Source organism: Enterobacter cloacae complex sp. SHL012 (assembly GCF_049237505.1).
Lineage (GTDB): Bacteria > Pseudomonadota > Gammaproteobacteria > Enterobacterales > Enterobacteriaceae > Enterobacter > Enterobacter kobei.
The window spans coordinates 462,374-485,079 of sequence record NZ_JBMKIZ010000002.1; the positions used below are offsets into that span (position 1 = coordinate 462,374).

General features: G+C 57.3%; 22 protein-coding genes. 7 read left to right on the forward strand and 15 right to left on the reverse strand.

The genetic code is table 11. From position 1 onward, the window contains the following. The first annotated feature begins 626 nt into the window (after positions 1 to 626). Positions 627 to 1,349, forward strand: a complete 723-nt coding sequence (locus tag ACOTY9_RS09835) for an ABC transporter ATP-binding protein (RefSeq protein WP_023332449.1) — start codon at positions 627 to 629, stop codon at positions 1,347 to 1,349. On the opposite strand, the gene bioD is transcribed toward ACOTY9_RS09835, so the two are convergent. From bioD to bioB, 4 genes are read right to left on the reverse strand one after another with little or no spacing between them, the layout of a single operon-like run. Continuing rightward, positions 1,312 to 2,013, reverse strand: coding sequence for a dethiobiotin synthase (gene bioD, locus ACOTY9_RS09840; RefSeq protein ID WP_045134235.1), 702 nt, complete (start codon positions 2,011 to 2,013; stop codon positions 1,312 to 1,314). The two genes, ACOTY9_RS09835 and bioD, sit on opposite strands and share 38 nt — an antisense overlap. Further along, positions 2,006 to 2,761: a malonyl-ACP O-methyltransferase BioC gene (gene bioC, locus ACOTY9_RS09845; protein ID WP_032637148.1), complete on the reverse strand. Its 756-nt coding sequence runs from the start codon at positions 2,759 to 2,761 to the stop codon at positions 2,006 to 2,008. The genes bioD and bioC overlap by 8 nt, the downstream gene beginning before the upstream one ends. Beyond that, on the reverse strand, positions 2,745 to 3,902 hold the full coding sequence (bioF, locus tag ACOTY9_RS09850; RefSeq protein ID WP_014883073.1) for an 8-amino-7-oxononanoate synthase: 1,158 nt from the start codon (positions 3,900 to 3,902) through the stop codon (positions 2,745 to 2,747). Before bioF ends, bioC begins: the two co-directional genes overlap by 17 nt. After that, positions 3,899 to 4,939 (reverse strand): biotin synthase BioB, encoded by a 1,041-nt coding sequence (bioB, locus tag ACOTY9_RS09855; protein ID WP_008501133.1) that lies wholly within the window; start codon positions 4,937 to 4,939, stop codon positions 3,899 to 3,901. Before bioB ends, bioF begins: the two co-directional genes overlap by 4 nt. Before the next feature lie 86 nt (positions 4,940 to 5,025). Between bioB and bioA the strand changes: the two genes are divergently transcribed. Together bioA and ACOTY9_RS09865 are read left to right on the forward strand one after the other, a co-directional pair. Next, positions 5,026 to 6,315, forward strand: a complete 1,290-nt coding sequence (gene bioA / locus ACOTY9_RS09860) for an adenosylmethionine--8-amino-7-oxononanoate transaminase (protein WP_072093594.1) — start codon at positions 5,026 to 5,028, stop codon at positions 6,313 to 6,315. A gap of 48 nt (positions 6,316 to 6,363) precedes the next feature. Beyond that, positions 6,364 to 6,840, forward strand: coding sequence for a kinase inhibitor (locus ACOTY9_RS09865; RefSeq protein ID WP_014883071.1), 477 nt, complete (start codon positions 6,364 to 6,366; stop codon positions 6,838 to 6,840). A gap of 83 nt (positions 6,841 to 6,923) precedes the next feature. Here ACOTY9_RS09865 and hutH read toward each other — a convergent pair whose 3' ends face one another. The 5 genes from hutH to hutI all read right to left on the reverse strand — a co-directional run bounded on the left by hutH (position 6,924) and on the right by hutI (position 13,166). Beyond that, positions 6,924 to 8,444 (reverse strand): histidine ammonia-lyase, encoded by a 1,521-nt coding sequence (gene hutH / locus ACOTY9_RS09870; RefSeq protein ID WP_196361331.1) that lies wholly within the window; start codon positions 8,442 to 8,444, stop codon positions 6,924 to 6,926. Continuing rightward, positions 8,441 to 10,129 carry a urocanate hydratase gene (gene hutU, locus ACOTY9_RS09875; protein WP_014883069.1) on the reverse strand — a complete coding sequence of 563 codons (1,689 nt, stop codon included), beginning with the start codon at positions 10,127 to 10,129 and terminating at the stop codon, positions 8,441 to 8,443. Before hutU ends, hutH begins: the two co-directional genes overlap by 4 nt. Before the next feature lie 127 nt (positions 10,130 to 10,256). After that, positions 10,257 to 10,991 (reverse strand): histidine utilization repressor, encoded by a 735-nt coding sequence (locus tag ACOTY9_RS09880; protein ID WP_014883068.1) that lies wholly within the window; start codon positions 10,989 to 10,991, stop codon positions 10,257 to 10,259. Between the two features lie 19 nt (positions 10,992 to 11,010). Further along, positions 11,011 to 11,949, reverse strand: a complete 939-nt coding sequence (gene hutG, locus ACOTY9_RS09885) for a formimidoylglutamase (RefSeq protein WP_032637153.1) — start codon at positions 11,947 to 11,949, stop codon at positions 11,011 to 11,013. Beyond that, entirely contained in the window at positions 11,946 to 13,166 is a 1,221-nt protein-coding gene (gene hutI / locus ACOTY9_RS09890; RefSeq protein WP_348565685.1) for an imidazolonepropionase, read from the reverse strand. The genes hutG and hutI overlap by 4 nt, the downstream gene beginning before the upstream one ends. Before the next feature lie 225 nt (positions 13,167 to 13,391). On the opposite strand from hutI, the gene ACOTY9_RS09895 reads away from it, so the two are divergent. Continuing rightward, positions 13,392 to 14,675, forward strand: coding sequence for a putative acyl-CoA thioester hydrolase (locus tag ACOTY9_RS09895; RefSeq protein WP_014883065.1), 1,284 nt, complete (start codon positions 13,392 to 13,394; stop codon positions 14,673 to 14,675). Positions 14,676 to 14,727: 52 nt separating this feature from the next. Here ACOTY9_RS09895 and tisB read toward each other — a convergent pair whose 3' ends face one another. After that, entirely contained in the window at positions 14,728 to 14,817 is a 90-nt protein-coding gene (gene tisB / locus ACOTY9_RS09900; RefSeq protein ID WP_023332440.1) for a type I toxin-antitoxin system toxin TisB, read from the reverse strand. 444 nt (positions 14,818 to 15,261) lie between these two features. Then, complete coding sequence (gene pgl, locus ACOTY9_RS09905; RefSeq protein ID WP_023338174.1) at positions 15,262 to 16,257, reverse strand: 6-phosphogluconolactonase; 996 nt, start codon at positions 16,255 to 16,257, stop codon at positions 15,262 to 15,264. Between the two features lie 140 nt (positions 16,258 to 16,397). Between pgl and ACOTY9_RS09910 the strand changes: the two genes are divergently transcribed. Beyond that, a complete protein-coding gene (locus ACOTY9_RS09910) occupies positions 16,398 to 17,216 on the forward strand; it encodes a pyridoxal phosphatase (RefSeq protein WP_032637158.1) in 819 nt (272 codons plus the stop codon). Here ACOTY9_RS09910 and modC read toward each other — a convergent pair whose 3' ends face one another. The 4 genes from modC to ACOTY9_RS09930 form a co-directional block, all read right to left on the reverse strand. Next, positions 17,217 to 18,275: a molybdenum ABC transporter ATP-binding protein ModC gene (modC, locus tag ACOTY9_RS09915; RefSeq protein WP_014883062.1), complete on the reverse strand. Its 1,059-nt coding sequence runs from the start codon at positions 18,273 to 18,275 to the stop codon at positions 17,217 to 17,219. A gap of 2 nt (positions 18,276 to 18,277) precedes the next feature. After that, a complete protein-coding gene (gene modB, locus ACOTY9_RS09920; protein ID WP_032637160.1) occupies positions 18,278 to 18,967 on the reverse strand; it encodes a molybdate ABC transporter permease subunit in 690 nt (229 codons plus the stop codon). Next, entirely contained in the window at positions 18,967 to 19,740 is a 774-nt protein-coding gene (modA, locus tag ACOTY9_RS09925; protein ID WP_014883060.1) for a molybdate ABC transporter substrate-binding protein, read from the reverse strand. Before modA ends, modB begins: the two co-directional genes overlap by 1 nt. A gap of 176 nt (positions 19,741 to 19,916) precedes the next feature. Further along, the gene (locus tag ACOTY9_RS09930; protein WP_014883059.1) at positions 19,917 to 20,066 is read right to left on the reverse strand and encodes an AcrZ family multidrug efflux pump-associated protein; all 150 of its coding nucleotides are present in this window, start codon (positions 20,064 to 20,066) and stop codon (positions 19,917 to 19,919) included. Between the two features lie 127 nt (positions 20,067 to 20,193). On the opposite strand from ACOTY9_RS09930, the gene modE reads away from it, so the two are divergent. Both modE and modF read left to right on the forward strand, forming a co-directional pair. After that, on the forward strand, positions 20,194 to 20,982 hold the full coding sequence (gene modE, locus ACOTY9_RS09935; RefSeq protein ID WP_023332436.1) for a molybdenum-dependent transcriptional regulator: 789 nt from the start codon (positions 20,194 to 20,196) through the stop codon (positions 20,980 to 20,982). A gap of 67 nt (positions 20,983 to 21,049) precedes the next feature. Then, on the forward strand, positions 21,050 to 22,522 hold the full coding sequence (gene modF, locus ACOTY9_RS09940; RefSeq protein ID WP_032637161.1) for a molybdate ABC transporter ATP-binding protein ModF: 1,473 nt from the start codon (positions 21,050 to 21,052) through the stop codon (positions 22,520 to 22,522). The last annotated feature ends 184 nt before the right edge of the window (positions 22,523 to 22,706 follow it).

Sequence of the window (22,706 nt, forward strand, 5' to 3'; positions counted from 1 at the left end):
AAGGATTAGCGCGTTAATGGATAAAATTTCGACTCTGACGAGATAAAAAACCAGTCAACGTGGGTTATCCCCAGAACTTTTTCTTTTTTAACATTTGTCAAGCCAGGTAATGAGAGTTTTATGGTAGCGCGTGACACTTTCATTACGGTAATTGCTTTTATCTAAGCAATTAAATTTTAAACGATATTTTCTAAAGCCGCGTTTCGCGTCAATTTGGGCGAAAGCCGCGTCTTCTCTCGCTTATCGCGTGTTTTCTAACTCTAATGCACATGGTTATCCACAGGAATAGTGGATAACTGCTTCCAGCCCGTGCAGAGTGCCGCTCGGCAAATTCCCGGATTTTCCCACGAGACGGCAACAAAAAATTTTTATCGCTATTTTTTGTCGATAAACAGTTGCGTCATTCATAACCACCTGATGGGATCTTGCTCACATTTCCGCCATTTTCCCCTGCACCACGACTCAACACCGCCAGCACCGTCGATGTGCAACTCCCGGTTTCCTTACCCCACTTAGTGGTGGAACATTCTTAAAAAAGCCGCTTTTTTAATCACTTCACGGTTTCTGGCAGGGGTTTTGCACATTCAAAAACCGAGCGTCACCGACACATTTTTAAGGAGAGAAAGATGTTGAGTCTGCGTGCAGTGAATCAGTTTTACGGAAGCCAACATACGCTATGGAACGTGGATTTAGATTTTCCGCAAGGGATGTGTACCGGCGTTGTTGGCCTGCCAGGGATGGGAAAAACCACCCTAATGAATTGCATTGCCGGGAAAGTGCCCGTGGATAGCGGCACCATCATCTGGCATGAAGCGGGTGCGCCGCCGCGTGATTTACTCAGCCAGACGGCCGAACAACGTTCCGGACCGGGGATTGGCTATGTCCCGCAGGACAGGCGGATTTTTTCTCAGCTGACGATTGAGGAAAATTTGCACATTGCCATGCGGGCGATGGATAAATCCGACCCGGCAGCGAAAAGTGAAGTGTACGAGCTCTTTCCCGAACTTTACGCGCTGCGTCAGACGCGAGGCAACGCCCTTTCGCCAGAGGCGCAGTATCAGCTTGCTCTGGCAAATGCGCTGGTCAATCGCCCGCGTATGTTGATTCTGGATGAACCTATGCACGGTGCCGGCCAGGGCTTTGCCCATAAGCTTGCACAACTGCTGGTACGGCTAAACCGGGAGCTTGGGATGACGGTGCTGCTGGCAGAACAGCAGCTGTCGTTTATCCGCCGGGTTGCGGATCGGTTTTGCATGCTCTACCGCGGACGTAACGTGGCACAGGGCCACGTTAACGAACTCAACGATGAGCTTATTGCCCACTGGATGTCGCTGGAAGCAAGACGCTGAGGTCAAGATACTGACCGGTTTCGGCCTGTTCGGCATCGTCCGCAAGCCAGGGGATCTCCCCCAGGAATGGCGCGGGGAGCACCCGTTTGAGGGTCGTCAGATACTCATGGTGTCGCTTGCCCGGCGTGACCACGTCGTTGGCTATCCAGCCCGCGAGACGCAGCCCTGCCTGCTGAACGGCCTGCGCCGTCAACATGGCGTGGTTAATACAGCCGAGCTTGACGCCGACAACGAGTATGACCGGGAGTTGCTCGGCCTGCACCCAGTCAGCAAACGTCTGGTCCTGAGAGAGCGGCGTAAACCACCCGCCTGCACCTTCCACCAGCACCCAGTCGGCCTGGCTTTCCAGGGTTCGTAACCCGGCAGAGAGCACGGTAAAATCAATCGGACGGCCTTCATCGGCGCTGATAATGTGCGGCGAGGTCGGCTCGGCAAAGGTATACGGGTTCACCGCTGAATAGGCGAGTTCGAGCGTGCTGTTACGCTGAAGCGCCAGCGCGTCGGTGTTACGTAACCCCTCCGCCGTCATCTCGCTGCCGGAAGCCACAGGCTTATACCCGGCGGTGTTTTTCCAAAGCTTTCGCGCCGCCTGCAAAAGGGCAGCGCTGGCAACCGTCTTGCCCACTTCCGTATCCGTCCCGGTGACAAAATAACGTTCAGTCACGTTCAATAATCCCATGAAAAAGTTGATAAGAGAGCGGGAACTGGCCCCGCTGCTGCGGCCAGGCCAGCTCAAGGCGCTGCAGCTGGCCCCGGGTCAGCGGTTTTTTCTCGCGCCCGGCATGCAGATGCGTGGCGCCAATGCCCTTCAGCGAGCGCATCGCGCTTAAAGCATCGGTAAAATCGAGAGTGATGGTCTGCACCGTACTGCGATAGCGCCAGCCTGCCAGGGCCTGCGTAACCTGCTCATATGACAAAAAGCGGTTGGCGTGCGGCTGTTCATCCACCGCCAGCCATGCCTGATTGAGCTCAGGTAACGAGCTTTCCAGTAGCGTGGTAAACGCCACCTTGCCGCCCGGGCAGGCGACGCGATAAAGCTCGCTCAACGCCTGCGGCAGGCTGCTGCACCACTGCACCGCCAGATGGCTCCAGACCAGATCGAATTGCGCGTCCGCCAGCGGAATCGCCTCGATATCCGCCACCAGATAACGATGCGCAGCCTGCTGCTGGCGCGCCTCATCCAGCATAGCGGGAGACAGGTCGATGGCCGTCACGTGACTTCCCGCCTCGCGCCAGAGTCGGCTATTCCCGCCGGGGCCGCACCCGGCGTCAAGCACCTGGGTAAAGCGCCTCTCGCCGAGCAACGTCATCAGCCCCTGTGCGCTCTGGCGCTGCAGTTCATCGTGCTGTGAATAGCTGCGCGCGGCCCGGCCGAACGCCGCCGCAATGGCCTGCTTATTGACTGGCAACATGCAGCGCCTCCAGCAGTGCAGCAATATCCTCGGTCTCGTGCGCCGCCGTCAGCGTGAGCCGCAGACGCGCCGTGCCCGGCGGAACGGTGGGTGGACGAATGGCCGTGACCCACATCTCCCGATCGCGCAGCGTTTGTGCCAGGGAGAGCGCCTGCGCGTTTTCCCCTACGATCACCGGCTGGATGGCACTTTGTGAATCAGTACTGCGGAAAGGAAGCGCCGCCAGTCCCTGACGGAAGCGGCAGATATGCTCTGCCAGCCGCTGGCGACGTTCCTCCCCTTCTGCGCTACGAATGACGGCCAGGGACGCAGACAACGCCACGGCCTGCGCCGGTGGCATGCTGGTGCTGTAGATCAGGTGCCGGGCAAACTGCAGCAGATAGTCTGCAACGGACTCGCTGCACAGTACGGCGGCGCCACTCACGCCAAAACCTTTGCCGAAAGTGACGATCAGCAGCTCCGGCCTGACGCCTTGCTGGTGAACACTTCCCCGCCCTTCATCACCCGTCACGCCTATACCGTGGGCATCGTCGACCAGCAGCCAGGCATGTTGCTGTCTGGCAGCCTCGTGCAGTACGGCAAGCGGTGCGCTGTCGCCGTCCATGCTGAATACCCCTTCCGTGACCACCAGTTGTTGCCCCTCGCACGGTTTATCCAGCAGCGCAGCGAGTTGCCCCGCATCGTTATGGGCAAAGCGGCGCAGCTGAGCCGGACTCAAACTTGCCGCTTCCAGCAGCGAGGCATGGCTTAAGCGGTCGGCGACAATGCGGTCGTCCTTCCCCATCAGGGCGGTAATCACCGCCTGATTGGCGGCAAAACCCGAGATAAACAACAGCGCGCGCGGGTAGCCCAGCCAGTCGGCAAGCGCCTCCTCCAGCGCCTGATGTGCCGGGGTGTAGCCGCTAACGTGCCCCGATCCACCGCTGCCCACGCCAAACCGCTCTGCCCCCTGCTGCCAGGCGCGAACGATAGCCGGATGCTGGCTAAGACCGAGATAATCGTTACTGGAGAAGTTACGGTAACGCCGACTGTCGCGGGTCAGAAAACGGCCTGCGCCGTTTTCGACCACCTTGCGTACGCGAAACGCATCAGTCGCCCGACGCTCGTCGAGCGCCGACTGGATACGTGCCTGCCAGGTCATACTGCTGCCGCGTTGTAGAACTGGTCGGTGTCGGCATTGAAAATCTGCTGCTCCAGCTGCTGCTGTTGCTCGTTATCGCCCGTCAGCACCTCGGTCTGATGCGGGTTCAGCCCCAGCTTGCGGAACAGCTGAACATCTTTGTCTTCCTCCGGGTTCGGCGTGGTCAGCAGCTTGCAGCCGTAGAAGATGGAGTTGGCCCCGGCCATAAAGCACATTGCCTGGGTCTGCTCGTTCATCTGCTCACGGCCCGCAGAAAGGCGTACATAAGAGGTCGGCATCATGATGCGCGCCACCGCGATAGTGCGAATAAAATCAAACGCATCCACGTCCTCGTTATCCGCCAGCGGCGTGCCTTTGACCTTCACCAGCATGTTAATCGGGACGCTTTCCGGCGGCGTTGGCAGGTTCGCCAGCTGCAGCAGCAGACCCGCACGATCTTTCACCGTTTCACCTAAGCCCACAATACCGCCGGAACAGACTTTGATCCCCGCGTCACGCACTTTGTCCAGCGTATCCAGACGCTCCTGATAGGTGCGCGTGGTGATGATGTTGCCGTAAAACTCCGGCGAGGTATCGAGGTTATGGTTGTAGTAATCCAGTCCTGCCGCCGAGAGGCGCTGCGCCTGTTCTTCGTTCAGCGTTCCGAGCGTCATACAGGCTTCGAGGCCCATCTCCTTCACCCCTTTCACCATCTGCTCCAGATACGGCATATCGCGATCGTGCGGGTTCTTCCACGCCGCCCCCATGCAGAAGCGGGTCGAACCGGCGTTTTTCGCCTTACGCGCGGAATCGAGCACCTGCTCTACTTCCATCAGGCGTTCGGATTCAAGACCGGTTTTATAGCGTGCGCTCTGTGGGCAATATTTGCAGTCTTCAGGACAGGCGCCGGTCTTGATCGACAGCAGCGTGCTGACCTGAACATGGCGCGGATCGAAGTGCTGACGATGCACCTGTTGGGCTTCAAACATCAACTCAAGGAAAGGTTTATTGAATAATTCAGTAACTTGCGACATCGTCCAGCGTGCGTGGTGAGCCATCGGGCTTCTCCAAAGGGTTTTGTTAATTTTCGGTTCGGTTTATACTCGTAAACCTAAAACTTTTCAAAATGGTTTACAAGTCGATTATGACCCAGGACGATCTCGCCTTCGACAAGCAGCATATCTGGCACCCTTACACCTCCACCACCCGCCCTCTTCCCGTCTATCCGGTGGCCTCGGCCCACGGCTGCGAGCTGCACCTTGCCAGCGGTGAACAGCTCGTGGACGGGATGTCCTCCTGGTGGGCGGCCATTCACGGGTATAACCACCCGCGCCTGAATACGGCGATGAAGGCCCAGATTGACCAGATGTCGCACGTCATGTTTGGCGGGATCACCCATCAACCTGCGGTGGATTTGTGCCGTCGCCTGGTGGCAATGACCCCTGAATCGCTGGAGTGTGTCTTCCTGGCCGATTCCGGCTCCGTGGCGGTGGAAGTGGCGATGAAAATGGCGCTGCAGTACTGGCACGCCAGAGGCGAAACGCGCCAGCGCTTCCTCACGTTCCGCAACGGCTATCATGGTGATACCTTCGGGGCGATGTCGGTCTGCGACCCGGATAACTCCATGCACAGCCTGTGGAAAGGGTATCTGCCGGAAAACCTGTTCGCGCCTGCCCCGCAAAGCCGCTTCGACGGCGAGTGGAACGAGATGGACATGGTTGGCTTCGCGCGACTCATGGCGGCACATCGTCATGATATCGCCGCCGTGATCCTGGAGCCGATTGTGCAGGGCGCAGGCGGAATGCGGATGTATCATCCGGAATGGCTGAAGCGTATTCGCAAGATGTGCGACCGCGAGGGCATTCTGCTGATTGCCGATGAAATCGCCACCGGCTTTGGCCGCACCGGGAAGCTGTTTGCCTGCGAGCATGCGGGTATCGCCCCGGATATTTTATGCCTGGGCAAAGCGCTGACTGGCGGCACCATGACGCTCTCGGCCACCCTCACGACCCGTCATGTTGCCGACACCATCAGCGACGGCGACGCGGGCTGCTTTATGCACGGTCCGACGTTTATGGGCAACCCTCTGGCCTGCGCCGTCGCAAGTGAAAGCCTCGCCATACTGGAGAGCGGCGAGTGGCAGACGCAGGTCGCGGCGATTGAAGCGCAGCTGAAAGACGAGCTGAGCGCCGCCTCGGGTGCCCATTTTGTGGCGGACGTGCGCGTGCTGGGCGCCATCGGGGTAATTGAAACCACGCATCCGGTGAATATGGCGGCGCTGCAGCGCTTCTTCGTTGAGCAGGGCGTCTGGGTGCGGCCTTTCGGCAAGCTGATCTACCTGATGCCGCCGTATATCATCACTGCTGAGCAGCTGCGTAAGCTCACCGCTGCGGTAGTCGACGCGGTCAACATACCTGCGCATTTCACGATTTAGCCCTATGCGTTACACTTCGAGAACGAGTGATTAACGAGGGTAAACCGTATGAAAATCATCAGCAAAGATCTGCGCGACGGCGAAAAGCTGCCGGAACGCCACGTTTTCAACGGCATGGGGTATCAGGGCGATAATATCTCCCCGCACCTGGCGTGGGATGAGGTTCCGGCTGGCACGAAAAGCTTTGTCGTGACCTGTTACGACCCGGATGCGCCAACCGGCTCCGGATGGTGGCACTGGATCGTAGCAAACCTGCCTGCCGACACGCGCGTGCTGCCGCAGGGTTCCGGCTCCGGCCTGGTCGCCCTGCCGGAAGGCGCTATTCAGACGCGCACTGACTTTGGTAAAGCGGGCTACGGCGGCGCGGCGCCACCAAAAGGGGAAACCCACCGCTATATCTTCACGGTGCATGCGCTGGATGTGGACAAGATTGAGGTCGATGAAGGCGCGAGTGGCGCGATGGTAGGCTTTAACGTGCATTTCCATTCGCTTGGTAGCGCGTCGATTACGGCGATGTATTCGTAAAAAAAGCCGGGTGGCGGCTACGCCTTACCCGGCCTACATTTTGCACTCGTAGGCCCGGTAAGCGCAGCGCCACCGGGCACGAATCACAGCACGGAAGGTAGCAGCCCTACCAGCCGTCCCTCTTCCAGAAGCTGCATCGCTTTATCAATGTCCGGCGCAAAGAAGCGGTCGTCATCGTAATGCGATACGTGCTCACGCAGCGCCTGACGCGCCTGCTCCAGCAGCGGGCTGGATTTCAGCCCTTCACGCAAATCAATACCCTGACTTGCCGCCAGCCATTCCACCGCCAGCACGCCGCGGGTGTTGGCGGCCATCTCCCAGAGACGACGTCCGGCAGCCGGGGCCATCGAGACGTGGTCCTCCTGGTTCGCCGAGGTTGGCAGGCTGTCGACGCTGTGCGGGTGCGACAGCGCTTTGTTTTCACTCGCCAGCGCGGCAGCCGTCACCTGGGCAATCATAAAGCCCGAGTTGACCCCGCCGTTACGCACCAGGAACGGTGGCAGCTGCGACATATGTTTATCCATCATCAGCGCGATACGGCGTTCTGACAACGCGCCAATTTCGGCAATGGCCAAGGCGATATTATCCGCCGCCATCGCCACCGGCTCGGCGTGGAAGTTACCGCCGGAGACCACCTCGTTTTCCTGGGCGAAGACCAGCGGGTTATCGGATACCGCGTTGGCCTCTATCAGCAGTACCTCTGCGGCCTGGCGCAGCTGCGTCAGGCACGCGCCCATCACCTGCGGCTGGCAGCGCAGAGAGTACGGATCCTGCACTTTTTCACAGTTGTGGTGTGAATCCGCAATTTCGCTGGTGTCGGTGAGCACGTGGCGATACATGGCGGCGGCGTCAATTTGGCCGCGCTGGCCGCGCACCTCGTGGATGCGGGCGTCGAACGGACGACGCGAACCCAGCACGGCTTCGGTGGTGAGCGCGCCGCACACCACCGCCGAGGCAAACAGATCCTCCGCTTCAAACAGGCCGCGCAGCGCGAAGGCAGTCGACGCCTGCGTGCCGTTCAGCAGCGCCAGCCCCTCCTTCGCCGCCAGGGTGATCGGGGCTAAACCGGCTTTGTTCAGCGCCTCTTTGGCAGGAAGCCATTCGCCCTGCCAGCGTGCCTGCCCTTCCCCCAACAGAAGCAGCGACATATGCGCCAGCGGCGCAAGATCGCCGGAGGCGCCGACGGAACCTTTCGCCGGGATCCACGGATAGACGTCGGCATTAACCAGCGCCATCAGCGCCTGGATCACGCTCAGGCGAATGCCGGAGAAACCGCGCGCCAGGCTGTTGATTTTAAGCACCATCATCAGACGGACAATCTCGTCATCGAGCGGCTGGCCGACCCCCGCCGCGTGAGACAGCACCAGTGAACGCTGTAAGTTTTCCAGATCGTGCGTTGCAATGCGCGTTTGTGCCAGCAGACCAAACCCGGTGTTGATCCCGTAAGCCGTGCGCCCTTCGGCAACAATGGCCTCCACGCAGGCAACGCTGTCGTTAATGGCGGCGTGGGCACTTTCATCAAGCGAGAGCGTAACCGGCTGACGCCAGACGTTTCGCAGCTGTTTAAGCGTCAGGGAACCGGGCGTAAGTGTTAAGGCGTTCATTCATGATTTCCTTGTGTGGCAGGGATCATCGGCAGGTTTAGCCCCTGCTCTTTGGCACAGTCAATAGCAATCTCGTAACCCGCGTCCGCGTGACGCATCACGCCGGTGGCCGGGTCGTTGTGCAGCACGCGAGCGATACGCGCGGCGGCTTCATCGGTACCGTCACAAACGATAACCATCCCCGAGTGCTGGGAGAAGCCCATTCCCACGCCACCGCCGTGGTGCAGCGAGACCCAGGTCGCGCCGCTGGCGGTATTAAGCAGGGCATTCAGCAGCGGCCAGTCTGAAACGGCATCCGAGCCGTCGCGCATGGCTTCCGTTTCACGGTTAGGGCTGGCAACGGAGCCGGAATCAAGGTGGTCGCGACCAATGACAATCGGTGCGGAGACTTCGCCGCTGCGCACCATTTCATTGAAGGCCAGACCCAGTTTTTGCCGCCACTCCAGACCGACCCAGCAGATACGCGCAGGCAGGCCCTGGAAGTTAATGCGCTCGCGCGCCATGTCCAGCCAGTGGTGGAGATGTTCGTCATCCGCGACGATCTCTTTCACTTTGGCATCGGTTTTGTAGATATCCTCCGGGTCACCGGACAGGGCAACCCAGCGGAACGGCCCAATGCCGCGACAGAACAGCGGGCGAATATAGGCAGGCACGAAGCCCGGGAAGTCGAAGGCGTTCGTCACGCCCATCTCTTTCGCCATCTGGCGGATGTTATTGCCGTAATCGAAGGTCGGAATGCCCATCTTGCTGAAGGCCAGCATCGCGGAGACGTGTTCAGCCATCGAACGTTTCGCGGCAAGTACCGTGCCTTCCGGGTCGGTTTCCGCTTTTTGCTGATATTCTTCCCACGTCCAGCCGTTTGGCAGGTAACCGTGCAGCGGGTCATGGGCGCTGGTCTGGTCGGTGACGAGATCCGGGCGAACGCCGCGGGCGACAAGTTCAGGCAGAATCTCTGCCGCGTTGCCGCACAGGGCGATCGACACCGCTTTGCCTTCCGAGGTGTATTTTTTGATGCGCGCCAGCGCATCGTCGAGGTTATCAGCCTGCTCGTCGACGTAGCGGGTACGCAGACGGAAATCAATGCGGCTCTGCTGGCACTCAATGTTAAGCGAGCAGGCGCCAGCAAGCGTGGCGGCAAGTGGCTGCGCGCCGCCCATACCGCCGAGACCGGCAGTCAATACCCAGCGGCCTTTCAGCGAGCCGTTATAGTGCTGGCGGCCGGCTTCCACGAAGGTTTCGTAAGTGCCTTGCACAATCCCCTGGCTGCCAATGTAGATCCAGCTCCCGGCGGTCATCTGACCATACATCGCCAGCCCTTTGGCATCCAGCTCGTTGAAGTGTTCCCACGTCGCCCAGTGCGGCACCAGGTTAGAGTTGGCGATCAGCACGCGTGGCGCATTTTTATGGGTTTTGAATACGCCGACCGGCTTGCCGGACTGCACCAGCAGGGTTTCGTCGTGTTCGAGATGAGTCAGGGATTTTACAATTGCGTCATAGCATTCCCAGTTACGCGCGGCGCGGCCTATGCCGCCGTAGACCACCAGCTCGTGGGGGTTCTCCGCCACCTCAGGGTCGAGGTTATTCATCAACATGCGCAGCGGGGCTTCGGTGAGCCAGCTTTTGGCAGTAAGCGTGGTGCCGCGCGCGGCGCGGACATCCTGCTGGCGGTATTTACCTGACGACATTGTGTGCTCCTCATAAAGGACAGATGATGCATTTAGATATACTTGTATAGACAAGCACACACAAGGTCAGTTTTAACAAAAAAGATACAATTTTGTTATATTGCGTTAGCGATCACGCTTATAAAACTTATGACATAAAGTGGCCCTGCAGCCGGTAACGGTTACCCGGGAAAAGCAGCCTGGCATGGGAGACAATCTGCGATGATGACCAGGTTCGACGGCGGATCAGCAGGCACGGATCGTGCTCTTTAATGCGCAACCGTTCACACTCCTGCGGCGTGGCGCGCACAGCCTCCACAATGTGTTCCCCTTCCGTCAGCGGTGCGACCAGCGAGAGGTACGCATGCGGCGTGGTTTGGGTGTAATCCTGGCTCAGATACTCCGGTATCCGCTCTGCGTTAACGCAGCGATCTTCAATCTGTACCGGAATGTCGTTCTCAAAATGCACCATCACGGAGTGGAAGATGCGGCTCCCTTCTTTAACATTCAGCTCGGCGGCCTGCTCGGCGCTCGCCTCGGTCTCTTCGAGCACCAGCACCTCGCAGCGGTGCTGATGATTTCGCGAGTGTATCTCATCGGCAATACTGCGGATTTCAAACAGCGCCGACTGACCTTTGGGCTCCGCCACGAAAGTGCCGACCCCCTGCAGGCGCACCAGAAGACCTTCATCGGTCAGTTCGCGCAGCGCCCGGTTGATGGTCATCCGGCTAAATCCAAATTGCGCCACCAGTTCGGCCTCGGACGGAATACGATCGTGAGGGCGCCAGACACCGGTAGCAATTTTTTCGCTGATAGCCTGCTTCACCTTTTCGTAGAAAGGCGCAGGAGGGCTCGACTGCGCCAGGGGCGAGCGTGAAAACATCATGACTCCTTAACTCGGGTTATGCCCACCAGTGAGCAATTTGCCAGGCCAGACGAGCGGCAAGCTTCGCGCCCTGTCCGTCCCTGTCGTACTGCGGGTTAAACTCTACCAGATCGGCGGCCTGCAGCTTACCGCTGCGACAGATTTGTTCGATAACCGGCAGAAGATCCAGCGCCGGTACCCCTAACGCCGCAGGGGCGGATACGGCAGGCATTTCGCTCGCCGGCAGAACGTCGAGGTCAATAGTCAGGTAGACCCGATCGGCCTGCGCCAGCACCTTTTCCAGCGCAGATAACGCATCGCGTCTGAAATGCCAGTCTTCCACCAGCGTGACGTTCAGGCGTTCCGCTTCATCCCAGAGTGCCTGCGTGTTGGCTGCCCGGCTGACGCCAAAGCAGGCGTAGCGAAACGCCCGACCGTGGTCCTCGCAGTAATGGGCCAGTTGACGAAACGGGGTACCAGATGTTGCACGCTCGGCCTTGCGCAGATCGAGATGGGCATCAAGATTAATCACTGTCACGCGCTCGTTCGGGAAGGCATCGAGAATGCCCCGACCATGCGCCCAGGCGGTCTCGTGCCCGCCGCCAAAGATCAGCGTGCGCATCCCGGACTGCTGGCAGGCCGTCACCGCATCGCTTAAAACCCGCTGTGCCGCTTCAAGTTCATCACCTTCGACATACACGGATCCCATATCAGCAAGCCGTTCGTGTCCCTGATGGCTGGCCATATTCGCCAGCGCGTTGCGCAGGATATCAGGGGCCTGTACGGCGCCAGACCTGCCCTGATTGCGTTTAACCCCTGCATCGCATTCAAACCCGATCAGCGCGATGCCAGAGGAAAGCGGCGTAAACTGCGCCTGCTGCTGTATCGTCTGAAAAATACGCTTTGCATTGCTGGCCTCGGCGCTGTCGTCACGCCCCTGCCAGACCGTTTCGGCTACGGGCCGCCATAACCTCATACTGCCTCCCCACGGAAAATACGCTGATACAACGGATTGCGACCCGGTTCATAGACCATCTCAACCGGATGGTCAGCATCCCAGACGATAAAATCGGCCACATACCCCGCCTGCAATTGCCCGTGGGTTGCGCCGCGACCCAGCGCCTGCGCGGCGTGTCGCGTGACGCCAGCCCAGGCCTCTTCAGGGGTCAGGCCAAACTGGACGCAGGCCATATTCATCGCCAGGTGCAGGCTCGCAAACGGGCTGGTGCCGGGGTTATAGTCGGTGGCCACCGCCATCGGCACTTCCTGTTTTCTGAGCTGTTCAACCGGCGGGCGCTGGCGCTCCTGAAGGAAATAGAACGCGCCGGGGAGCAATACCGCCACCGTACCGCTTTGCGCCATCGCCTGAATGCCTGCGTCGTCGAGATATTCGATATGATCCGCTGACAGCCCTTTATACTGGCTGACCAGCGCCGCACCGCCCTGATTAGACAGCTGCTCAACATGCCCTTTCACCGGAATACCCAGCGCGGTGGCGGCCTGGAAAAGGCGCTCGGTTTGCGACGGGGTAAAGCCGACGTTTTCACAAAACACATCTACCGCTTCAAATAACGCTTTTTGCCACAGCGTGGGCATGATCTGCTCGCAGACCAGCGTGAGATACGCATCCGGATCCTGTCGGTATTCCGCAGGGACGGCATGTGCCGCCAGAAGCGTCGGGCTAATCTCGACCAGATTACTCAGACTAAGCTGGCGAGCAACCCGCAACATTTTCTCTTCGGCATCCGCGTTAAGTCCGTATCCCGATTTAATTTCTATGGTCGTCACGCCTTCATTCATGAGACGCTCTAGCCGCTGCTGCGCCAGCTTCAACAGGGTTTCCGGCGAACTGTTGCGTGTCGCCGTCACGGTGGCGTTAATCCCGCCGCCCTGCGCGCTGATGGTTTGATAAGAGACACCGTTCAGGCGCTGCTCCCACTCTGCCGCGCGGTCGCCGCCAAATACCAGATGGGTATGGCAATCAATCAGCCCCGGCGTCACCAGACGCCCCTGTAGATCGATGCAGTGACGGTGTCCGGAAGGAATGTCAGATTCAGGTATCACGGCCAGGATGGTTTGACCGCGCACGACCAGGGCGTGTTGCGCTTTCAGACCATAGGGTGCGGAGGCATCGGGAACCATCGTTGCCAGTCGCGCATTTCGCCATATTACATCGTCAGGATGAAGCTGCATGGGCATTCCACTTGTCATAGGTTGTATAGACATTTATTTTCATCCGCCGTCTGCTGTCAACCGTTCTGGTAGAAAATGTTATTTATTTGTGATGACTTTCCCGCCTCCCGGGGGTAAAAAATGCAACTTTTACCCTTTTTATCTTCCCGTTTCGCTCAACTTAGTATAAAAAAGCAGGCTATTTCGTCTATCCCGTTTAAGACTTGCATACCCAGGAGCTCCACCTTGAACATTTCCAGGATTTCCCGTCTGGCGTTAGCGCTCGCCTTTGGCGTGACCTTATCCGCATGCAGTTCAACACCACCGGATCAGCTGCCTTCTGAGCAGGTAGCACCGGGCACCGCGTCCCGCCCGATTTTGTCCGCTGATGAAGCGAAGAACTTCGACCGTGCCCACTACTTCTCAGCGATGGATCCTAACGCTGCGCCGTGGACACCGTCTTCTATTAACCTGCCGAAACAGCCTGACTTCGTGGTTGGCCCGGCTGGCGCCCAGGGCGTAACGCACACGTCCATTCAGGCAGCGGTTGACGCGGCCATTACCAAACACAGCGCCTCTCGCCAGTACATCGCGATCCTGCCGGGCGAATACGAAGGCACCGTGTATGTTCCGGCCGCGCCAGGCAGCATCACCCTTTACGGTCTGGGCGAAAAAGCAATCGACGTGAAAATTGGCCTGGCGATTGATTCCGAAATCGACAGCACCACCTGGCGTCGCCTGGTGAACCCGGCCGGTAAATATATGCCAGGTAAACCGGCGTGGTACATGTTTGATAACTGCCAGAGCAAGCGTTCCGCTACCGTTGGCCTGATGTGCTCGGCGGTATTCTGGTCCCAAAATAATGGTCTGCAGCTGCAAAACCTGACCATTCAAAATACCCTCGGCGACAGCGTCGATGCCGGTACTCACCAGGCCGTCGCGCTGCGTAGTGATGGCGATAAGGTGCAGATTAACAACGTCAACATTCTGGGCCGTCAGAATACCTTCTTTGTGACCAACAGCGATGTTAAGAACACGCTGCAGAACAACCGCCTGACCCGTACGCTGGTGACCAACAGCTACATTGAAGGTGACGTGGATCTGGTGTCCGGTCGCGGCGCGGTGGTATTTGAAAACACCGATTTCCGCGTGGTGAACTCGCGCACTCAGCAGGAAGGTTACGTGTTTGCGCCAGCAACACAGTCTAACCTGTTCTACGGCTTCCTGGCCGTTAACAGCCGCTTTAACGCTGCCGGTGACGGCGTGGCACAGCTGGGTCGCTCCCTGGATGTGGACTCTGCCACTAACGGTCAGGTCGTGATCCGCGACAGCGTGATCAACGAAGGCTTTAACATGGCGAAGCCGTGGGCTGATGCCGCGATCTCCAAACGTCCGTTCTCCGGCAATACCGGTGCGGTGGATGATAAAGGGAACGTGCAGCGCAATCTGAACGACGCGAACTTCAACCGCATGTGGGAATACAACAACCGCGGTCTGGGTAGCAAGGTGGTTGCAGAGCCGAAGCAGTAAGATGAGAGTAAAAGGGGGATTTTAATCCCCCTTTTTACTGCGACTGAATGCGTCAGGCACCAAACTTAAGATACGCATCCAATAGTTGCATAATCGCAACCATGAGTTGCAGGAACAGAATTGCCCATTCCACACCGCTCATACGCCACTCCTTTGGTATAGAGCACTTCTCCTCTGCCTTACCTTTCCGCTGCCTGTCACCAGAGGTGTGTTGGCTATGTTTTGATGTGCTCCGCAGTTTAGGCACTGTCGGCACCACCCGACAGCCAGGACTTAAAAAGGATCCTGAATTGCGGAACTGCAACACATCAAACCAACGAACAGAATGATATCAAACCATTACTGTACATAAAAACAGTTATGAAGAGTTTAGGAATCCATAAAGAAAAACCAAATATCTCATTGATTATATTAATTATTTTTGCGAACCACCGCTTGAGAACGTCTTTTCTTCATTGGTGATGATTTTACATCGTCTTAAGTCAACATTATGATAATCAGGTTGGTTACGTTTTGATGTGCTCTACCCGGCTACCACCGGGCATAAAAAAACCTCGCATTCGCGAGGTTTTTTGTTTCAGGCCACTTAGTGAGCGTTGACCAGGACCCACATCGGTCCCTGGCCTACGGCGTAGCGTCCTTTTTCTTCCAGCAGACCCTGTACGCCTTTGATTTCATACAGCGCGATATGGTGGGATTTCTGCCCTGCCGCAATCAGGTATTTACCGCTGTGATCGATATTAAAGCCACGCGGCTGAGTTTCCGTTGGCTGGAAACCTTCAATGGCCAGCACGCTGCCATCTTCGGAGACGCTAAAGACGGTAATCAGGCTGGAGGTACGGTCGCAGGCATACAGATGACGGCCGTCAGGCGTAATGTGGATATCCGCCGCCCAGCGGGTGTCAGAGAAGTCAGATGGCATCATATCCAGCGTCTGCACGCATTCGATCTGACCGTTTGGATCTTTCAGCTCCCACACGTCTACCGAACTGTTCAGTTCGTTTACCACATAGGCATACTGCTGGTTCGGGTGGAAGACCATATGGCGTGGGCCTGCGCCCTCAACGGTAGTCACTTCAGCCGGGTTTTGCGCCACCAGGTGACCATCGTCGCTCAGGGTAAACAGGCAGATGCGATCCTGCTTCAGTGCAGGCACCCACAGCGTGCGGTTGTCCGGAGAGATATTCGCCGAGTGACACCCTTCCAGTCCTTCCACCACGTCGACTGTGTCGACCGGAATGCCGTCGTCAAGGCGGGTCACGCTGACGCAGCCCGCATTGTAAGAGCCGCTAAAGATGAAACGCCCTTTACGATCGGTCGAGATGTGGGTCGGGCTGCCCGGCAGCGGCGCTTCGGCAGTGTAGGTCAGCGCACCGTCGTCCGGCGAGATGCGGTAGGCCAGCACCCGGAACTCAGGGCGTACGCCAACATAGAGAAAACGTTTATCCGGGCTGACGACCATTGGCTGTACTTGCCCCGGAACATCAACAACCTGAACCAGCGTGAGCGAACCTTCTGCATTCAAACGCCAGACGTGGATCTGCTGACTTTCAGGACTGGCGGTATAAACGGTTTGTTTCATGAATACTCCTTTCCTCACTGCGCGTGAAAGTGATTATTTTTAACGGTGAATGCTGAATTTTAGCCAGGAATTTTGCAGCGATTTACTCTCGGTGTAACATCGCCTGAGACCTAAAATTCAACATTAACCCGGAAGAACAAATGACCTCGCGTGTGATTGCCCTGGATTTAGACGGAACATTACTGACCCCTCAGAAAACCCTGCTTCCCTCCTCCCTTGAAGCGCTTAAACGAGCCCAGGAAGCCGGGTATCAACTCCTTATCGTAACGGGTCGACATCACGTTGCCATTCATCCTTTTTATCAGGCACTGGCGTTAGATACACCTGCAATTTGTTGTAATGGCACTTATTTGTATGATTATCAGGCAAAAAAGGTTTTAGCCTCCGACCCGCTACCGGTTCCTCAGGCGCTGCAACTGATTGATCTGCTGGATGAGCATGCCATTCATGGCCTGATGTATGTGGACAACGCGATGCTGTACGAGCGCCCTACCGGCCATGTGGTGCGCACCAGTAACTGGGCACTTTCGCTGCCGGAAGCGCAGCGTCCGGTCTTTACCCAGGTGTCCTCCCTGCGCCAGGCCGCTCAGGATGTTGACGCTATCTGGAAATTCGCCCTGACGGATGAAGACACCACCAAACTGAATACCTTCGCGAAACAGGTTGAACAGACCCTGGGTCTGGAATGTGAATGGTCATGGCACGATCAGGTAGATATTGCCCGTAAAGGCAACAGCAAGGGCAAGCGCCTGACGCAGTACGTGGAATCTCAGGGAGGGTCGATGCGTGACGTGATTGCCTTTGGCGATAACTATAACGATATCAGTATGCTGGAGGCTGCCGGTACCGGCGTGGCGATGGGCAACGCCGATGACGCGGTGAAAGCGCGCGCTAACGTGGTGATTGGCGATAACACCACCGATAGCATCGCGCAGTACATTTATACCCACCTGCTGTAATCAGGCAGTGATCGAGACGCTCTTGATTTGCGCGTAAAGCCACAGGCCGGGCTTGATACCTAACTCGTCCCTGGCCCACGGGCTGATGCGCGCCCAGAGCGTCCTGCTTCCCACCTCAAGCTTCACTTCCACCTGACCGTTATCATCAAAACACTCCGCCACTTTGGCGCGCAGAATATTACGAATGCTGGTTTGCAGCGGCGGTTGCAGCACCAGCGAGACGTCCGATGCCTGAATGCGAATACGCAGCGCGGACTGTAACGGCTTGTCGACCTTGCTCACCCACAGATGCTGGTCGCCCAGCGCCAGCGCGGTCATCGCATAATGCGGGTGGTGTTCCAGCACGCTCACTTTCAGGATACTGCTCTGCTGCTCCTTTGGAAGCCAGGGATGCATCACGCTGCTTCCCCATACCTCTTCCAGGTTGCCAAAGGCCTTTACGCTGCCCTCTTCCAGTACCAGCACTTTGTCGGCCAGATGGAGGATCTCATCCAGCGAGTGGCTGACGTAGAGCATGGGAATGTTAATCTCGCGGGTCAGGCGCTGCAGGTAGGGCAGCAGTTCACGTTTACGCGGAATATCCAGCGAAGCCAGCGGTTCGTCGAGCAACAGCAGCTCGGGCGCGGTCAGCAAGGCACGGCCAATCGCCACACGCTGTTTTTCTCCACCGGAAAGCGAGGAAGGCAGCCTGTCGAGCAGAGGCTCAATACCTAACAGCGTCACCAGCTTATCAAACTGCCCGGCCATACTTTTGGCCATACCGTAGCGCAGGTTGCCGCGCACGCTGTAGTGCGGGAACAAGCGCGCGTCCTGGAAAACATAGCCGATGCGACGTTTATCCGGCGAGAGGTATATTTTGTTCTCCACGTCATTCAGAACGCGGTCATTCAGAACAATTCGCCCTGACTGCGGGCGTGTCAGGCCGCTAATCGCATTAATCAGAGAGGTTTTTCCCGCACCGGAGACGCCAAAAATGGCGGTGATGCCGCTTGCAGGCAGCGTCTCGTTAAGCGTCAGCGTGTGGTTCCCCAGCGTCTGGGTGAAATTCAGTTCCAGCATCCTTATTTCCCCATCCGTTCGCGACTCAGCCGCGCCAGCCATTCAGACACCAGCAGCGAAGCCAGGGCCAGGACGATTGAAATGATGCACAGTCGCGCCGCCGCGCCTTCTCCGCCGGGTGTTTGAATCAGGGTGTACATGGCTGACGGAATCGTTCGCGTCTCGCCGGGAATGTTCGATACAAACGTGATGGTCGCGCCGAACTCGCCCAGCGAACGGGCAAACGCCAGTACCGTGCCAACTATAATCCCCGGCAGCGTAAGCGGGAGCGTGATGGTGAAAAAGACGCGCCAGCGCCCGGCACCCAGCGTGCGGGCCGCCTGTTCGAGCTTCATGTCCACCCCTTCCAGCGCGAGGCGGATCGCCCTCACCATCAGCGGAAATGACATCACCGCCGCGGCCAGTACCGCACCGCGCCAGCTAAAGGCGAACGTCAGCCCAAACCAGTCGTAGAGCTTCTCGCCGATAAAACCGCGTCGCCCCATCGAAATCAGCAACAGATAGCCGACCACCACGGGGGGTAAAACGAGCGGGAGATGAAGTACGCTGTCGAGCAGCGCTTTGCCGGGAAACCGGCAGCGCACCAGTAACCAGGCAAAGAAGATCCCAAAGGGCAAACTCAGCGCAACCGCCAGGGAAGAGACTTTAAGGCTCAGCAGAACAGCCTGCCATTCAGGATCGGTCAATATCATCAGTGAGTCGTAAATCCATAACGTTTAAAGATTGCGGACGCTTCTGGCCCCTTCAGGTAATCGCGAAAGGCCGTCACGGTCGCGTTTTTATGTCCATCAACAATCGCGACAGGATATTCCACTTTCTTGTGGGAGTCTTCCGGGAACGTTGCAACCACTTTCACACCCTTGCTGGCAACGGCATCAGAGCCATATACAATCCCCAGCGGGGCTTCGTTGCGTTCCACCAGCGCCAGCGCACCGCGTACATCTTCCGCCGGCGCCAGTTTCGGCGACAATGTCTCCCACGCGCCCAGTTTTTGCAGCGCTTCTTTGGCGTAGATCCCCGCCGGAACATGCTCCGGATCGCCCACCGCCAGACGGCCACCGTTAAGCAGGCTCATCCAGTTGGTCTCTTTGTTAATGGTAATATCCGCCTGCGCGCTGGCTTTTGGTGCCACGACAACCAGGCTATTCCCCAGCAGCGTTTCGCGGGTTGCCGGATCAATTGATTTCTTCTCCGCCGCGTAATCCATCCATTTCTGATCGGCTGAAATGAACAGATCCGCCGGTGCCCCCGCTTCTATCTGGCGCGCCAGCGTAGATGAAGAGGCGAAAGAGGAGACAACATCGACGTTCTTCTCTTTTTTATATGCCGCCGCAATATCCTGCAGCGCGTTGGTCAGTGACGCCGCCGCAAAAACCGTAATTTTTCCGTCGTCCGCCAGCGCCTGCCCGGCAAGTGAAAGCGTCAGCGTTGCCCCTGCGAAAAGACGTACCCATGAACGTGCCATTTGTAGCTCCTGTATATAGCGTTATATAGGCGATAATATAACGATATCTTCATGGAGATCCCAGCGCTATATCGTACCGCTCAAGGGGTAAGCTGGACTGATTCTTAATACTATCGGAGAAAATGAGAAAAGCTTGAGAGCAAAACGCCCGGGCTAGCCGGGCGTTTTGAAGGGAATCAATGCTGCTTTTTAGCCTGGTCTTTGTGACCAATGTTCGAAAAGAGGTTGAACACTTCACCCAGGCCGTAGATGGCACCGAGGATGATGGCCATCACTACTGGCACCATGATCACGGCGAATACCAGACTTTTCAACAACTCTAACATGGTTTTCTCCAGATATTGTGAAGGGCTTATTCTACCCTGAAAAGTAAGAAAAACATCCCCTTTTGTGCGGTAGCCTTTGCGCCCCGCACCATTTGGGTCACAATATCCTTTTTGCCAGGACACTGTTATGCAGGCCGAAATTCTTCTTACTCTCCGACTACAGCAAAAGCTTTTTGCCGACCCCAGACGTATAGCCCTGCTTAAACAAATAGAACAAACGGGCTCGATTAGCCAGGGGGCAAAGAATGCCGGGATCAGCTATAAAAGCGCCTGGGATGCCATCAATGAAATGAACACCCTGAGCGAACACCCGCTGGTGGACAGAGCCACGGGCGGTAAGGGCGGTGGCGGCGCCAGGGTGACGCGCTACGGCCAGCGCCTGATTCAGCTTTACGATCTTCTGGGCCAGATCCAGCAAAAAGCGTTTGATGTACTGAGTGATGACGATAGCGTTCCACTGGACAGTTTGCTGGCCGCCATTTCCCGCTTCTCGTTACAAACCAGCGCCCGCAACCAGTGGTTTGGTACGGTGACGGCGCGCGATAATCTTCAGATACAACAGCATGTTGAGATCCTGCTTGCCGATGGAACAACGCGTCTGAAAGCCGCAATCACCGCGCAGAGTGCAGAGCGCCTTGGCCTGGATGAAGGTAAAGAGGTGCTGGTGTTACTGAAAGCGCCATGGGTCAATATCACGCGTAACCCCGACACGGCACAGGCAGCGGATAACCAGCTATCGGGCGCAATCAGCCATATTGAACGCGGTAAGGCGCAATGCGAAGTGCTTATGACGCTGGCGGACGGACAATCACTCTGCGCGACGGTACCTTGCAGCGAGGCGGACGGCTTAGAAGAAGGTGCTGTCGTCACCGCATATTTCAACGCAGACCGGGTGATTATCGCCACATTGTGCTGAGCGCATTGACAACCGCGCTGACAGTGAGTATCCCTGACATCTGTTGCTGCAAAAAATGGGATAAATCATGGCATTATTGCATATTTCGCAAGGTACGTTTCGTCTTAGCGATACCCGGACGCTGGCGATTGCTGATTTGACAATACGCGCGGCTGAAAGCTGGGCGTTTGTTGGCACTAACGGTAGCGGTAAATCCGCGCTGGCCCGTGCGCTGGCGGGGGAGCTCACCCTCCTCAAAGGGGAATACCAGAGCGACGTTACGCGCCTGACGCGCCTCTCTTTTGAACAACTGCAAAAGCTGGTGAGCGACGAATGGCAGCGCAACAATACCGATTTACTCAGTCCTGGAGAAGAAGATACCGGCCGTACAACGGCGGAAATTATCCAGGATGAGGTGAAAGATCCTGCCCGCTGTCAGCGCCTGGCTGAACAGTTCGGCATTACCGCCCTGCTCAACCGACGCTTCAAATATCTTTCTACCGGCGAAACGCGGAAAACCCTGCTTTGCCAGGCGCTGATGAGCGAGCCTGAGCTGCTGATCCTCGACGAACCGTTCGACGGCCTTGACGTCCAGTCCCGGGCGCAGCTGGCGCATCTGCTGGGCTCGCTTAATCAGCAGGGATATACCCTTGTGCTGGTACTTAACCGCTTTGATGAGATTCCGGATTTTGTCCAGCATGCCGGTGTGCTGGCCGACTGCCATCTGACCGAGACGGGCGAAAAGTCGGCGCTGCTTAAGCAGGCGCTGATCGCCCAGCTCGCGCACAGTGAACAGCTCGACGGCATCACCCTTCCGGAACCCGATGCCCCGTCAGCCCGCCACGCGCTCGATCCTCACCAGCCACGCATCGTGCTGCGTGATGGTATCGTCTCTTATGACGACCGCCCGATCCTTAACCATCTTAGCTGGACGGTGAATCCGGGCGAGCACTGGCAGATTGTCGGCCCGAATGGCGCGGGAAAATCCACGCTGCTGAGCCTCATCACCGGCGACCATCCGCAGGGCTATAGCAACGATCTCACGTTGTTTGGCCGTCGTCGCGGCAGCGGTGAAACCATCTGGGATATTAAAAAACATATCGGCTACGTCAGCAGCAGCCTGCATCTGGATTACCGGGTCAGTACCACGGTACGTAACGTGATCCTCTCCGGGTATTTTGACTCCATCGGAATTTATCAGGCGGTGTCGGACAAGCAGCACAAGCTGGCCCAGCAGTGGCTGGATATTCTGGGGATGGATAGCCGGGTGGCCGACGCGCCGTTTCACAGTTTGTCATGGGGGCAGCAGCGCCTGGCATTGATCGTTCGCGCGCTGGTAAAACACCCGACACTGTTAATTCTGGATGAGCCCCTGCAGGGTCTGGATCCGCTAAACCGCCAGCTGATTCGTCGCTTTGTGGATATTCTCATTGCCGAGGGTGAAACCCAACTGCTGTTTGTTTCACACCATGCCGAGGATGCCCCTTCCTGTATCACCCATCGTCTTGAGTTCATTCCGGACGGCGAGCGCTATCGCTATCTTCTCAGCCACATCGACTAACCGTGGAGGGCCCCGCCCTCCTCTTTTCAGATAACTTGCATCAATACAACACTATCTCTTTGATCTAGAATGGTCTGAGTGATTGAAAAAGCGAGTTTGAAAACGAGTGTAAACGATTCCACTATTTTATCCCATGTCACACTTTTAGCGTCTCTGTTATGCTATGGTTATTACATACCATAAG

Bases quoted from the DNA above. Each gene is read 5' to 3' on its own strand.
- ACOTY9_RS09835 (WP_023332449.1), top strand. From the start codon at position 627: ATGTTGAGTCTGCGTGCAGTGAATCAGTTTTACGGAAGCCAACATACG.
- bioC (WP_032637148.1), bottom strand. From the start codon at position 2,761: ATGTTGCCAGTCAATAAGCAGGCCATTGCGGCGGCGTTCGGCCGGGCC.
- bioF (WP_014883073.1), bottom strand. From the start codon at position 3,902: ATGACCTGGCAGGCACGTATCCAGTCGGCGCTCGACGAGCGTCGGGCG.
- bioB (WP_008501133.1), bottom strand. From the start codon at position 4,939: ATGGCTCACCACGCACGCTGGACGATGTCGCAAGTTACTGAATTATTC.
- bioA (WP_072093594.1), top strand. From the start codon at position 5,026: ATGACCCAGGACGATCTCGCCTTCGACAAGCAGCATATCTGGCACCCT.
- ACOTY9_RS09865 (WP_014883071.1), top strand. From the start codon at position 6,364: ATGAAAATCATCAGCAAAGATCTGCGCGACGGCGAAAAGCTGCCGGAA.
- hutH (WP_196361331.1), bottom strand. From the start codon at position 8,444: ATGAACGCCTTAACACTTACGCCCGGTTCCCTGACGCTTAAACAGCTG.
- hutU (WP_014883069.1), bottom strand. From the start codon at position 10,129: ATGTCGTCAGGTAAATACCGCCAGCAGGATGTCCGCGCCGCGCGCGGC.
- ACOTY9_RS09880 (WP_014883068.1), bottom strand. From the start codon at position 10,991: ATGTTTTCACGCTCGCCCCTGGCGCAGTCGAGCCCTCCTGCGCCTTTC.
- hutG (WP_032637153.1), bottom strand. From the start codon at position 11,949: ATGAGGTTATGGCGGCCCGTAGCCGAAACGGTCTGGCAGGGGCGTGAC.
- hutI (WP_348565685.1), bottom strand. From the start codon at position 13,166: ATGCAGCTTCATCCTGACGATGTAATATGGCGAAATGCGCGACTGGCA.
- tisB (WP_023332440.1), bottom strand. From the start codon at position 14,817: ATGAGCGGTGTGGAATGGGCAATTCTGTTCCTGCAACTCATGGTTGCG.
- pgl (WP_023338174.1), bottom strand. From the start codon at position 16,257: ATGAAACAAACCGTTTATACCGCCAGTCCTGAAAGTCAGCAGATCCAC.
- ACOTY9_RS09910 (WP_032637158.1), top strand. From the start codon at position 16,398: ATGACCTCGCGTGTGATTGCCCTGGATTTAGACGGAACATTACTGACC.
- modC (WP_014883062.1), bottom strand. From the start codon at position 18,275: ATGCTGGAACTGAATTTCACCCAGACGCTGGGGAACCACACGCTGACG.
- modB (WP_032637160.1), bottom strand. From the start codon at position 18,967: ATGATATTGACCGATCCTGAATGGCAGGCTGTTCTGCTGAGCCTTAAA.
- modA (WP_014883060.1), bottom strand. From the start codon at position 19,740: ATGGCACGTTCATGGGTACGTCTTTTCGCAGGGGCAACGCTGACGCTT.
- ACOTY9_RS09930 (WP_014883059.1), bottom strand. From the start codon at position 20,066: ATGTTAGAGTTGTTGAAAAGTCTGGTATTCGCCGTGATCATGGTGCCA.
- modE (WP_023332436.1), top strand. From the start codon at position 20,194: ATGCAGGCCGAAATTCTTCTTACTCTCCGACTACAGCAAAAGCTTTTT.
- modF (WP_032637161.1), top strand. From the start codon at position 21,050: ATGGCATTATTGCATATTTCGCAAGGTACGTTTCGTCTTAGCGATACC.